This window comes from Kutzneria sp. 744 (assembly GCF_000568255.1).
Classification (GTDB): Bacteria; Actinomycetota; Actinomycetes; order Mycobacteriales; family Pseudonocardiaceae; genus Kutzneria.
Window position 1 is genome coordinate 2,947,224 of record NZ_KK037166.1, and the last position, 10,999, is coordinate 2,958,222.

Below are 10,999 nucleotides of genomic sequence, written 5' to 3' on the forward strand. Positions count from 1 at the left end.
CACGTCGGTGGGCACGAACAGGGCGCCGATCTCAGCGGCGACGTCGGCGCCGAGGGGGTTGAGGTCGGCGATGACGACGGAGGCGCCGCGGGCGGCGAAGCGGCGGGCCACGGCGGCGCCGATGCCGCTGGCGCCGCCGGTCACCAGGACTACGGTCACTTCTTCTTCCCCTTCATCAGCATGACCTGTCCCGACTCGGCCAACACCTTGGCGGCCACGGACTTCCGCCGGATGTAGAGGCGGGTGCCGATCTCCAGCGCGATGTACACGACGAAGTACTGCAGGGTGTTGATCAGCGGCACCTGGTCGACGGGCAGCCCGTAGGCCAGCACGACCCGGACGACGGAATCGCCCAGCAGGCCGACGCCCCACATCACGGTGGCCATGCGCAGAACATGGCGGTACGTCGGCGAGTCCCGCCAGCTGAGCACGAACCGCTCGTGCGTCTCCCCCGAGGTGAACGACAGCAGGAACTGCTGCAGGAACGGCGTCCGCCACAACGTGGCGAGGATCCACACGCCGGCGATCGCGGTCATCCAGCCGTCCCTGGCCAGCAGGAAGCGCGGACTGCCGGTGACGAAGGAGGTCACGACGCTCAGGCCGAGGATGGACAGGGTGAACAGGGCCAGGGCGTCGATCTTGCGACGGACGATCACGCCGTGCACGGCGTGCGCGGTCGGCGGGATCGCGCCGAGCACCAGGGCGAGCCACTGGTCGACGCCGGCGGCGCGGAGTCCGTAGAACAGGGCCAGCGGCGCTACGAGGTTGAACGCGAGGTTGACGATGACGGCCCGGCGCGGGTCGGCGGTCCGCCGGGCGGTGTCTGCTGCGATGACCATGCCACCAAACTATTGGGGCGCAAGCGCCGGCGGAATGTACCTGGCTGCCGTTTCCGGGGTGTACCTAGCTCCACCCCCGATCGTGGATGTTATTCTGGGAGGGCATGACAGCGTCTCATGCGATTCCCGAACTGGCCGGATTCCGGGCCGGCACTCCCCTGCTCGTCACCGACGTCGCCGTGCTCGATCCGGCCGACGGCACCGTGACCACCCACCAGGACATCCTGATCGAGCACGGCCTGGTGACGCGGGTCGCCGCCGCCATCACCGCCGACGCCGACGTGCTCGACGGCGCGGGATCGCTTGCCCTGCCCGGGTTCTGGGACATGCGCGTGCATACCTTCGACGAAGCCTCGCTGCCGAAGTTCCTCAGGCAGGGCGTCACCGGCATCCGGCACGTGGGCGGCGCGCCGATCCACCAGCAGTGGCGAAACCGGCTCCGCGCAAGCGATTGGCTCGCGCCGAGGATGGTGTTCGCCAGCCCCATCGTGGACGGCCCGAGGCCGACCCGGCCGGGATCGATCGCCGTGGCCGACGCCGACGAGGGCCCGGCGGCGGTACACCGGTGCCTGGCCGACGACGCCCACTGTCCACACTGGACTCAGTGAACCCGGCCGCGATGTTCAACCGCATGTCCCGGCTCAACCACCGAGCCGCCACCACCCGCGATCCCGCACGGCTCGACGCGCTCTGTCGAGTCTTCCTGGATCACGGCACCTGGCACGTGCCGACCCTGGCCGTGCTGCACGCCAAAGCCACCGCTTCGACGCCATCGCCCCTGGTCGAGCCGCCGACCTCGTCCTGCTGCGCGCCGATCCCCTGGACGACATCGCCGCCACCCGGTCGATCCACACCGTGGTGCTGGGCGGGCGTCCGATATCCGTAGAATGACCGCTCGACGTGATTTCAGGGGGGGGGAACCTGATGCGGTTGACGCTGTTTGCCGTCGTGCTGGGCGCGGCGGTGCTGACGACCGGGTGCAGCGCGCTGCTGCCACCCCAGCCGGCGCCCTGCTTGCAGGAGCGCAGCAATCTGGACGGGGCCAAGTCGATGAAGGACCTCGCCGACTCCGAGGAGCTGGACACCGCCGAGAAGGCGATCAACGCGCAGACCGAGGCCCTGAACGTGCGCAGTGCCCTGACCCACGCCAGCATGGAGAGGGCCACCGCGGCGTTCAACGGGGCCGACGACGCGACCATGGCCCGGATCGACAAGGAGATCGCCGACGCCACCGCCAAGGCCGCGACCGCGGACGCCGCGGTCAAGGCGGCCGAGGCCGACGACACCCCGGTGAAGGGCTTCGTCGACACGAGGACCAAGCAGCTGGCCGACGCCCAGGACAAGCTGGACAAGTGCCGGCAGGAGCACCCCTAGCGGTCGCGCCGCCCGCCGCCCGCTTCCCCGACCTGGGGAGGCGGGCGTTTTTGTGCCCGACAGGAATCTGAGCGGGTCGGGAATCAAAAGCTTGAGTCGGTCGTTGTCAAGTATGTCGGCGGCAAGGGGTCGCCGGAAGACCGAGAGAGGGGCGGTGCGCCATGTTGGTGCGCACGGATCCGTTCCGCGAGCTGGAGCGGCTGATGTTCTCCACGGGCGCCACCCGGACGCGCGCCGCGGCCATTCCGATGGACGCGTTCCGCAAGGGTGACGAGTTCGTGGTCACGTTCGACCTGCCGGGCGTCGCGCCGGAGTCGATCGACGTCAACGTCGAGCGCAATGTGTTGACGGTCAAGGCCGAGCGGCCGGCGAGCAAGGACGACGAGGTCCGCTGGCAGGTCGCGGAGCGGCCGACCGGCACGTTCGCCCGGCGGGTCGTGCTCGGCGAGGCGCTGGACCGGGACGGCATCCAGGCCAGCTACGACGCGGGTGTGCTGACCCTGCGCGTGCCGGTGGTGGAGAAGGCCCAGTCCCGCAAGATCGCGGTGACCGCGGGCGCTGCGCCGCAGATCGAGGGCTGACGACAAGGCTGTGGACAGTTTGTCCACAGCGGATGTATTGTCCACAGGGTGTTCACGATGGCTGACCGGCTGGCCCCGGTGTGCGAGGCGATCGCCCGCCTGCTTTCACCGCACGCCGAGGTAGTGCTGCATGACCCGGCCACGGACTCGGTCATCGCCATCTGGAACCCGCTGTCGAAACGGACCGTGGGCGATCCGTCCCTGCTGGGCGAGCTCGACGAGCTCACCCCGGCCGGCGCGGACGTCTACGGCCCGTACCCCAAGTCCCTGCCCGACGGGCGGGGACTTTCCAGTGTCAGCGCGGTGATCCGCGACGACGAAGGCCGCCCGGACGTGGTGCTGTGCGTGAACGTGGACCGATCCGCGTTCGACGCCGCGGCCCGCATCCTGGCGGCCTTCGCCGCACCGGTGACCGCCCAGCCCGAGGCGCTGTTCGCCCATGACTGGACGGAACGGCTCAACGAGACGGTGGCGCGGTTCGTCCGCGACCACGCCACCACCGTCGACGGGCTGTCCAAGGACCAGCGGCTGGACCTGGTGGCGCAGCTGGATTCCGCCGGCGTCTTCGACCAGCGGCGGTCCGTGCCCACGGTGGCTCGGGCGATGGGGATCTCCCGCTCGGCCGTCTACCAACTGCTCGCGCTGACCCGCAAGGAGCCCGCCGATGCCGACCCTGCCTGACTTCCGGCTGGAGACCTACTTCTCGGCGTGGGAGTTCACCGCCCGCTACCACCTCACGGCATCGGACGCCCAGAGCCTGCCGATGGCCGAGCTCCTGGCCATGGCCGACGACGACGGTCGCCGCCGCTGGGAGTCGCTGACGCTGGGCTACACGGAGACCCGCGGCCTACCGGCGTTGCGCGAGGAGATCGCGACGACGTACGACAACGTGGAGCCCGAGGACATTCTCTGCTTCGCCGGCGCGGAAGAGGCCATCTACCTCACGATGCAGGTGCTCCTCGACCCGACCGACCACGCCGTGGTGCTCACGCCGAACTACCAGGCGGCGGAGACGCTTCCGCTGGCGCTCGGCGAGGTCACGGGCGTGGCCCTGCGCGAGGACGACAACTGGGCGCTGGATGTGGACGCGGTCGAAGCAGCGATCAGGCCCAACACGCGGCTGGTCTCGGTCAACTTCCCCAACAACCCCACCGGCGCGGTGCCGGATCCCGACGCGTGGCGGCGGTTGGTGGCCCTGTGTGAGAGGCGGGGCATCACGCTGTTCAGCGACGAGGTGTACCGCGGCCTCGAACTGGACCGGCCGTCGCTGCCGCAGGCCGCGGACCTCTCCCCCACCGCGCTGTCGTTGAACGTCATGTCCAAGGCGTACGGCCTGCCGGGCCTGCGGATCGGCTGGATCGCCTGCCGTGACCGGGGTGTGCTCGACCGATTGGAACGGGCCAAGCACTACACGTCGATCTGCAACTCCGCGCCGAGCGAGGTGCTGGCGCTGATCGGCCTGCGGGCACGGGACCGGCTGCTGACCCACAACCGAGGCATCGTGGCGGCGAATCTCCCGCTGTTCGAGGATTTCTTCGCGCAGAGGCCCGACCTGTTCGCCTGGGAACGGCCGCAGGGCGGCTGCGTGTGCTTCCCCCGCTACCTCGGGGCCGACGGCGCCGAGGCGATGTGCGCCGAGCTCGTCCAGGACGTGGGCGTGCTGTTGCTGCCGTCGAGCATCTACCGCTCCGACCTGACCGCGACCCCGACCGACCGGTTCCGGGTCGGCGTAGGGCGAACGGGGCCGGAGGAGGCGCTGGAGCGCTGGGGCGACTGGCTGGCTCGGCGGTGAGGGTCGTTGCCGCGGAAGAGATCCGCGCCGCGGTGGCGCCGGAGGTCGTGTTCGAGGCAGTGAAGGCGGCCTTGCTGGCCCACGCCGCCGGCGCGTTGATCACCCACGCCTTGACGCCGGAAGCCGTGGACGAGATCGCGGTGATGGGCACCGGTGAACAAGCCCTGCTTCAGATGACCTGGCTGGCCCGGCTGCGCCCGATCCGGCAGGTGCACATCTGGGGCCGCCGGCCTGAAGCCGCAGCCCTGCTGTGTCAACAACTTCGTGCGCACGGACTCGACGCCCGTCCCGACTATGAGACCGGCGCCGCCTGCGTCGTCACGACCACCGCATCACCGAATCCTTTGCCACTACAGGCGTTCCGTGAGGCTGTGCACATCACCGGCATCGGCACCGACAGGCCCGGCAAGGGCGAGCTGCCGCCGGAGCTGTTCGCGCCGGATTCGTTTCCCCGCAAGCGTATCGACCCGTCGGGTCGGTGATGGACGGCACGCACCGCGGCCGCCGGTCCATCGCTGACCTCACCGGCATCGGCGCGACCGATGCCTCCGTTGCCGGGGCGGTGTGGGAGATTCTGGGCTAGGTTCGACGGCGTGACCGACATCGCCGCCGATCTGCGCCGTTACCTCCAGGAAGCCCGCGACCGCCTGGTGTCCGCGCTGGACGGCCTCAGCGAGTACGACGTCCGGCGGCCGCTCACGCCGTCCGGCACCAACCTGCTCGGGCTGGTCAAGCACGCCCTCGGCGGCGAGTTCGGCTACCTCGGCGACTGCGTCGGCCGACCGGCGCCGGTCACGCTGCCCTGGGTCGAGGACGGGTCGATCTGGGACGGAGCCGACATGTGGGCCAAGGCCGACGAGAGCCGGGCCGAGATCCTCGATCTGTACCGCACGGCCTGGAAACACAGCGACGAGTCCATCGAGCGGCTCGGCCTCGACGCCCCGGCCACCGTGTCCTGGTGGGCCGAGGAGAAGCGCGCCACGACGTTGGGCCATCTGCTGACCCGGGTCCTGGCCGACACCGCCCAGCACGCCGGCCACGCCGACATCGTGCGGGAGATTATCGACGGTCGCGGCGGCAAGGACCACGACGATTTCGGCGGCGCCGACTACTGGAACCATTACGTGGCCGGCATCCAGGCCGCCGCCGACACACACAAGGTCACGGGGCCGGTGCTGGTGATCGGGCTCGACCCGGCCCGGATCCCGGGCTACGACCCGGAACCGGTCCAGCAGGCGATCGCCCGCGGCAACGCCCGGTTCGAGGAGCTGGGGATCCAGGCCGACATGTGCCTGGTGGACCCGGAGGACGATCCCGAGGGGCCGATCGTGGAAGCCTTGGGCCGCAAGAACTACGCCTGCGTGGTGGTCGGTGGCGGCATCCGCAGGCACGAGCCGCTGCTGCCGTTGTTCGAACGCGTCGTCAACCTCGTGCACCAGCATCAGCCGAGCGCGGCGATCGCCTTCAACCAGCGAGCCGACGACACGCCCGACGCCGCGCTCAGGTGGTTGTGAGCGCGGCGTCGGGAACCGCCTACATCAGGTGTCGCAGGAAGAACCGGACGGCGCTGTCCGCCTCGAAGCGTGGCAGCTCCTTGTGCCGCCCGGTGTTGGCGTGCAAGGACTTCACGGTCGAGCCGAAGGCGTCGAACAGCGCGAGACCGGCCTCACGCGGGATGTGCTCGTCGTCCCACTGGAGTGTGTACTCGATCGGCACGGTGATCTTCCGGGCCGTCTCGACCAGGTTGTCCGGCCAGAACAGGCCGAAGGCCGCGGCGGTGATGCGGGAGTCGACGGCCGTCAACGGCACGCCGATGGCCGTGCCCATGTTCAGGCCGAAGTAGCCGACCGGACCGTGGATCACGTCCTGTAGCGCGTCGAGGGTGGCCTGCCACTCGGGCACGGCCTGTTCGGCGAGATGGCCGTTGTAGCGGACGACGATCGGCCCAACGGGTTCACCCGTGGCCATCGCCTTCTGCATCAGGGCGATCTCCCGCTCGTCGTGAGCGGTGCGGGGCCGGTCGCCGTGCCCGGGGGCGTCGATGCACGCGGCGGCGAAGCCCGCGTCGACCAGGATCCGGGCGCGGCCGGTCATGGCCGGCGCCTTCTTGTCCCGGCCGCCGCCGTGTCCCAACAGGACCAGCGGAACATCGGCCGACGCGGTGTCCGGTGTCCACAGGACACCGGGGACGTCGCCGACGGCGAACTCGCGTTCGAGGATGCCGTCGTACGTGGTTTCAGCGGTGAAGTTCATGGCGTGCCGCCTTTCGGGAGTGCTGGGGAGCGCTCCCGGCGACACCTACGTCGGCCCGTCCGTGATCGGGAGTGGGAGCACCCACGTCGTAACAACGGTCACGGGTCTCACCTCCTCGGTCGGGTCACGGCGCGCAGGACGTTAGCAGGCCGGCCCGATGACGCCCAGTGATTTACCGGAGACAAGGGGAAGAAGTCACGTTCGCGACGCCGTTGCGGTGCTACTTTCCGTGCTGTCATCAGCGGACCAGCTGGGGGTCGGACCGTGATCGCCTCGACGCAGACGGACAAGTTCGCCGCGTGCCTGCGCATGCTGAAGGACCGCAGCGGCAGGGGCTTCGACCGGCTGGGCAAGCAGTCCGGGGTGAGCGGGTCGAGCCTGCACCGCTACTGCTCGGGCCTGAGCGTGCCGACCGACTACCGCGTGGTGCACACCTTCGCAAAGGTTTGCGGCGCCAGCGCGGAGGAACTGCGCGAGCTGCACCAGCTGTGGGCCCTGGCCGACACCGAGCGGGACGCGCCGCCACCGCTGGCCGAGATGGACCTGGCCGAGGTCGAGGAGCCACCGCCCGCCCCGAAAGCCCGAAAATGGCTCACGTCCTGGTATGCCGGCGTGGCCGCGGCGGCAGTGGTGCTGCTGGCCGGGGGCCTGGTCTGGGTGACGAGGGCGCCGGGCAACGCGGAAAGCCTGTCGGACACCGGCTGCCAGACCATCAGCATGGGCGAGCACGACGACTGCGTGGCCGAGGTGCAGTCGCTGCTCCTCAAGGCCAGCACCAAAATCTCCGTGGACAGCGACTTCGGCCCCGAGACCCTGCGCAAGGTCACGGCCTTCCAGGTGCTGGCCGGCCTGCCGGCCAAGGGCGTCGTGGACACCGCCACCAGGAAGGCGCTGCACACCGGCACGGTGTCGATGGCCACGTGGAGCCCGCAGCAGGTGGAGCAGAAGATCCGCGAGGTCTTCACGGAAGATCCCGACACAGCGGTGGCCGTCGCCCGCTGCGCGTCCTTTCTGGACCCGCTGTATGTGCTGCCCAACACCAACGGCAGCCGCAACTGGGGCGTCTTCCAGATCTCCGACATGCGCCTGCAGCAGCAGGACGGCACGCCGCTCAAGGCGTTCGACCCGGCGTGGAACATCGAGGCGGCGCACAAGCTGTGGGCCGTGAAGCGGGACTTCCACGACTGGCCGTCCTGCCAGGCGGCGCTGTCCTCGACCCCCAGCCCATCGAGGTAGCGCCGCCCGGCAGCCCGTTTTTTTCTGTCACATGTGGCGCACATGTGGCGCTGGAAGTCGACTGTGGTCCACATGTGGCGTTTGCCCGTGCGAAGCGGTCAGACGGTGCCGTTCTCCCACCACCATGCGCGGCCGAGGTCGGCGCGGCTGTCCACGTGCTGGTGGTCGGTGTTGTACGTCTCCAGGCCGGAGAAGCCGCACGTCTCGGCCTTCTCGTACACGGTCTTGTTGGCCACGCCCGGCACGTCCAGGTCGGCCGCGGTGCCGTACAGGTGCATGCTGTCGCTCGCCCCACCGATGTCGGCGTTGTGCTGAATGGAGCGGAAGCCGGAGTTCACGGTGATCGGCTTGTCGCCCAGCTTCTTGCGCAGCGCCTCCAGCTTGTACATGCAGCGGCGGGCGTTCTCCTTGGCCGTGGCGGCGCTGACCTTGCCGCCGTTGAAGGTGCCGCTGACGCGGTCGGTGAAGTCGCTGAAGTTGAAGTGCGTGGTGGAGCCGTCGGACTGCTCCAGCGAGTTGAGCTTGGCCTGCGTGTTGGCGCCGACCTCGCCGTCGACCAACAGCCCGTAGGCGGCCTGGAAGCGCTTGACCGCGGCGTCCGTGCCCGGGCCGAAGTCGCCGTCGACGCTGACCCGGGTCTGGCTGGCGCTGGACGCGGCCCAGCCGGCCACGCGGATCTGGAGCTCGGTCACGTCGGCGCCGTTCATGCCCTGCTTGAGGGTGCGCGACCAGGTGTAGGCCTGCGCCGTGCCGGCCAGCAGGGTCGGCGCGAGCACCGCGCCGGCGCCGGCGACCAGCGCCCCGCGCAGCATCGCCCGGCGGCTCATGGAGAGGTTCATCGTCTATCCCTTTCGGAAACCCGGTCAGAAGGCCAGCTGGAAGTGCACCAGCTGCGAGTCGATGTCGTAGGCGTGCACGCGCAGCTTGAAGTGGGTGCCGTCCTTGACGTCGGTGGCGACCGTCAGCCACGGCGGGCCCATGGTCTGGTAGGCGTTGTCGTTGTTGCACAGCGTGGTGTGGTCCACGAACACGACGCAGGCGTCGAGGAACGTGCCGTTGTCGGTGGTGAGCCGCATGTTGATGTCCTTGCAGCGGGACGAGGTGGTGTACGTCCCGTACTCCACGGCCGCGGCCGAGTAGTGGTAGGTCAGCGAGATCGCGCCGCCGTAACAGCTGGTCGCCGCCTGGGCCGGCGCCGGCATCACGGTGAGCCCGAGCAGGACCGGCAGGCCGAACAGCGCCGGCAGCAGTCTGCGGATCATGGCGGAGACTCCGTTCCTAGAAGGCGATCTGGACGGTCGCGTCGTCGCCCTCCAACGGCACGCCGACGAGCACCTCGAAGTGCGTGCCGTCGAGCACGTCGGTGGCGATGGTGTGCCAGGAGCCATTCGGCACCCTGGTCCACCGGTTGCACTGGCTGGTGTGGTCGATGAACACCACGCAGGCGTTCACGTAGTCGCTGGTGCCGGCGGTCAGCCGCAGGTTGACGTCCGTGCAGCGGCTGGAGGCGCTGTAGGGGCCGAAGAAGGCGCCGTCGCCGTAGTGCTTGGTGATCGCGCCGCCGTAGCAGGTGGTGGTGGCGGCGGCGACCGTGGGCGTGGCCACGGCGGTCGTCGCGGCCAGGACGGCGCTCAGGGTCAAGACGTCGAGCCGCACGGCCGGTCTCCTCACTTGTTGGCCAGGTGGTCGAGGTCCGCCTGGGTGCCGTTGAAGACGTCGCCGGTGGCCGGGGCGGGCACACCGTCCGGGATCGCGGCGTCGGTGTACTGCCACATCAGCCACGTGGAGGAGCCGGCGGGCAGCGGCGGCGCGGTGATGGAGCGGCGGTAGTCGGCGAGCTGCATGGGGTAGCCGCTGAACGCCGTGGTGCCGCCGTAGCAGTCGTCGATCACGGACTTCTGCGTGTAGATGATCGGCGTGCGACCGAAAGCGGCCTGCACCTTGTCGAGCCAGGCCTTGGCGTCGGCCACGGTGCCGAAGGCCGGGCAGTTGCCGGTGCCGTCGTCCGCGCGCTCGAAGTCGAACACCGGCGGCAGGTCGCCGGGGCGCTTGCCGGTGTAGCCGGTGGCGCGGACGGCGGCGATGAAGCGGTCGGCCTGCGCGCCGCCGGTGTTGGCCGCGCTGGCGGTGTAGTAGTGGTACGGCGCGACGTCGAGGCCCGCGTTGTGCGCGGCCGGCAGGTCGGTGGCCAGGTACTCGTCGGTGACGTTGGTGCCGCGCGTGGCCTTGACCGTGGCGAACTCGACGCCGGAGGCGCGCACGGCCGCCCAGTTGATGGCCGCGCCGCCGGGGTGCTGGTACTTGGCGGTGTCGATGCCGTCGACGGCGTAACCCGCGGGCTTGGGCGGCGCGCAGTAGGCGTTGCGGCTGGACCAGTCGACGAGCTTGGCCCACGTGTTGGGCCCGAGCACGCCGTCGGCGCTGAGGTTGTTGCAGCGCTGGAAGTCCCCGACCCGGTCCTGCGTGCCGCCGCCGAAGTTGCCGTCGATCGCCAGCGGCGCGTAGTGCCCGGGCTCCATGGCCAGGTTCAGCCGGCACTGCGCCTCTTTGACGTCCGCGCCGGTCGCGCCCTGCTTGAGGGTCGGCTGCGCGGTGCTGTACCCGCACACGACGGTCTGGGCCGCCGTGGACGTGCCTGTGGTGGCACAGCGGCGCGGGTGCGCGGCCCAGGTGTTCAGCGCCGCCCACGTGTTGGGGCCGACGACGCCGTCAACGCCGAGGCCGGCGCACTGCTGGAACACCCGCACACGGGCGTCGGTGGCCGGCCCGAAGGTGCCGTCGGCGCCGATCGGCGTGTAGCGGCTCGCCTTGGTGGCGAGGTTGAGCTCGCACTGGGCTTCCTGCACCTCGGTGCCGGTCGCGCCCTGCTTGAGCGAGGGCTGTGTGCTGCTGTGCCCGCAGACGGCGACGGCAGCCGGTGCGAA

16 protein-coding genes are annotated in these 10,999 nt (G+C 70.1%); 9 read left to right on the forward strand and 7 right to left on the reverse strand.

Going from position 1 to position 10,999, the window contains the following annotated elements:
* Both KUTG_RS56255 and KUTG_RS13035 read right to left on the reverse strand, forming a co-directional pair.
* Positions 1 to 159, reverse strand: a 159-nt coding sequence (locus tag KUTG_RS56255) for an SDR family NAD(P)-dependent oxidoreductase (protein WP_157495550.1), incomplete at its 3' end; no start/stop codon positions are given.
* Entirely contained in the window at positions 156 to 839 is a 684-nt protein-coding gene (locus tag KUTG_RS13035; protein ID WP_052394413.1) for a VC0807 family protein, read from the reverse strand. The genes KUTG_RS56255 and KUTG_RS13035, both read right to left, overlap by 4 nt.
* Before the next feature lie 104 nt (positions 840 to 943).
* Here KUTG_RS13035 and KUTG_RS13040 point away from each other — a divergent pair, with 104 nt between their 5' ends.
* From KUTG_RS13040 to KUTG_RS55320, 8 genes are all read left to right on the forward strand, one after another.
* Positions 944 to 1,447, forward strand: a complete 504-nt coding sequence (locus KUTG_RS13040) for a hypothetical protein (RefSeq protein ID WP_043717065.1) — start codon at positions 944 to 946, stop codon at positions 1,445 to 1,447.
* Positions 1,444 to 1,725 (forward strand): hypothetical protein, encoded by a 282-nt coding sequence (locus KUTG_RS13045; protein WP_043717067.1) that lies wholly within the window; start codon positions 1,444 to 1,446, stop codon positions 1,723 to 1,725. Before KUTG_RS13040 ends, KUTG_RS13045 begins: the two co-directional genes overlap by 4 nt.
* 38 nt (positions 1,726 to 1,763) lie before the next feature.
* Positions 1,764 to 2,213 carry a hypothetical protein gene (locus KUTG_RS13050; protein WP_043717069.1) on the forward strand — a complete coding sequence of 150 codons (450 nt, stop codon included), beginning with the start codon at positions 1,764 to 1,766 and terminating at the stop codon, positions 2,211 to 2,213.
* Positions 2,214 to 2,374: 161 nt separating this feature from the next.
* Positions 2,375 to 2,794 carry an Hsp20/alpha crystallin family protein gene (locus KUTG_RS13055; RefSeq protein ID WP_043717072.1) on the forward strand — a complete coding sequence of 140 codons (420 nt, stop codon included), beginning with the start codon at positions 2,375 to 2,377 and terminating at the stop codon, positions 2,792 to 2,794.
* Between the two features lie 57 nt (positions 2,795 to 2,851).
* A complete protein-coding gene (locus KUTG_RS13060; protein WP_043729180.1) occupies positions 2,852 to 3,475 on the forward strand; it encodes a helix-turn-helix transcriptional regulator in 624 nt (207 codons plus the stop codon).
* The gene (locus KUTG_RS13065) at positions 3,459 to 4,586 is read left to right on the forward strand and encodes an aminotransferase class I/II-fold pyridoxal phosphate-dependent enzyme (RefSeq protein WP_043717074.1); all 1,128 of its coding nucleotides are present in this window, start codon (positions 3,459 to 3,461) and stop codon (positions 4,584 to 4,586) included. The genes KUTG_RS13060 and KUTG_RS13065 overlap by 17 nt, the downstream gene beginning before the upstream one ends.
* On the forward strand, positions 4,583 to 5,068 hold the full coding sequence (locus KUTG_RS13070; RefSeq protein WP_198047138.1) for a hypothetical protein: 486 nt from the start codon (positions 4,583 to 4,585) through the stop codon (positions 5,066 to 5,068). The genes KUTG_RS13065 and KUTG_RS13070 overlap by 4 nt, the downstream gene beginning before the upstream one ends.
* Before the next feature lie 111 nt (positions 5,069 to 5,179).
* Positions 5,180 to 6,100 (forward strand): DinB family protein, encoded by a 921-nt coding sequence (locus tag KUTG_RS55320; RefSeq protein ID WP_063753514.1) that lies wholly within the window; start codon positions 5,180 to 5,182, stop codon positions 6,098 to 6,100.
* Positions 6,101 to 6,119: 19 nt separating this feature from the next.
* Here KUTG_RS55320 and KUTG_RS13080 read toward each other — a convergent pair whose 3' ends face one another.
* Positions 6,120 to 6,839, reverse strand: a complete 720-nt coding sequence (locus KUTG_RS13080; RefSeq protein ID WP_043717075.1) for an alpha/beta hydrolase family protein — start codon at positions 6,837 to 6,839, stop codon at positions 6,120 to 6,122.
* A 264-nt stretch (positions 6,840 to 7,103) separates the two neighbouring features.
* On the opposite strand from KUTG_RS13080, the gene KUTG_RS13085 reads away from it, so the two are divergent.
* Complete coding sequence (locus KUTG_RS13085; RefSeq protein ID WP_043717076.1) at positions 7,104 to 8,075, forward strand: helix-turn-helix domain-containing protein; 972 nt, start codon at positions 7,104 to 7,106, stop codon at positions 8,073 to 8,075.
* A gap of 98 nt (positions 8,076 to 8,173) precedes the next feature.
* Here the strand turns inward: KUTG_RS13085 and KUTG_RS13090 are convergent, their stop codons facing one another.
* The 4 genes from KUTG_RS13090 to KUTG_RS56260 all read right to left on the reverse strand — a co-directional run.
* The gene (locus tag KUTG_RS13090) at positions 8,174 to 8,914 is read right to left on the reverse strand and encodes a D-Ala-D-Ala carboxypeptidase family metallohydrolase (RefSeq protein ID WP_043717077.1); all 741 of its coding nucleotides are present in this window, start codon (positions 8,912 to 8,914) and stop codon (positions 8,174 to 8,176) included.
* A gap of 24 nt (positions 8,915 to 8,938) precedes the next feature.
* A complete protein-coding gene (locus tag KUTG_RS13095) occupies positions 8,939 to 9,337 on the reverse strand; it encodes a hypothetical protein (protein WP_043717079.1) in 399 nt (132 codons plus the stop codon).
* A gap of 16 nt (positions 9,338 to 9,353) precedes the next feature.
* Positions 9,354 to 9,731, reverse strand: coding sequence for a hypothetical protein (locus tag KUTG_RS13100; RefSeq protein WP_043717080.1), 378 nt, complete (start codon positions 9,729 to 9,731; stop codon positions 9,354 to 9,356).
* An 11-nt stretch (positions 9,732 to 9,742) separates the two neighbouring features.
* Positions 9,743 to 10,999, reverse strand: a 1,257-nt coding sequence (locus KUTG_RS56260; protein ID WP_084579273.1) for a GH25 family lysozyme, incomplete at its 5' end; no start/stop codon positions are given.

Bases quoted from the DNA above. Each gene is read 5' to 3' on its own strand.
- KUTG_RS13035 (WP_052394413.1), bottom strand. From the start codon at position 839: ATGGTCATCGCAGCAGACACCGCCCGGCGGACCGCCGACCCGCGCCGG.
- KUTG_RS13040 (WP_043717065.1), top strand. From the start codon at position 944: ATGACAGCGTCTCATGCGATTCCCGAACTGGCCGGATTCCGGGCCGGC.
- KUTG_RS13050 (WP_043717069.1), top strand. From the start codon at position 1,764: ATGCGGTTGACGCTGTTTGCCGTCGTGCTGGGCGCGGCGGTGCTGACG.
- KUTG_RS13055 (WP_043717072.1), top strand. From the start codon at position 2,375: ATGTTGGTGCGCACGGATCCGTTCCGCGAGCTGGAGCGGCTGATGTTC.
- KUTG_RS13060 (WP_043729180.1), top strand. From the start codon at position 2,852: ATGGCTGACCGGCTGGCCCCGGTGTGCGAGGCGATCGCCCGCCTGCTT.
- KUTG_RS13065 (WP_043717074.1), top strand. From the start codon at position 3,459: ATGCCGACCCTGCCTGACTTCCGGCTGGAGACCTACTTCTCGGCGTGG.
- KUTG_RS13080 (WP_043717075.1), bottom strand. From the start codon at position 6,839: ATGAACTTCACCGCTGAAACCACGTACGACGGCATCCTCGAACGCGAG.
- KUTG_RS13090 (WP_043717077.1), bottom strand. From the start codon at position 8,914: ATGAACCTCTCCATGAGCCGCCGGGCGATGCTGCGCGGGGCGCTGGTC.
- KUTG_RS13095 (WP_043717079.1), bottom strand. From the start codon at position 9,337: ATGATCCGCAGACTGCTGCCGGCGCTGTTCGGCCTGCCGGTCCTGCTC.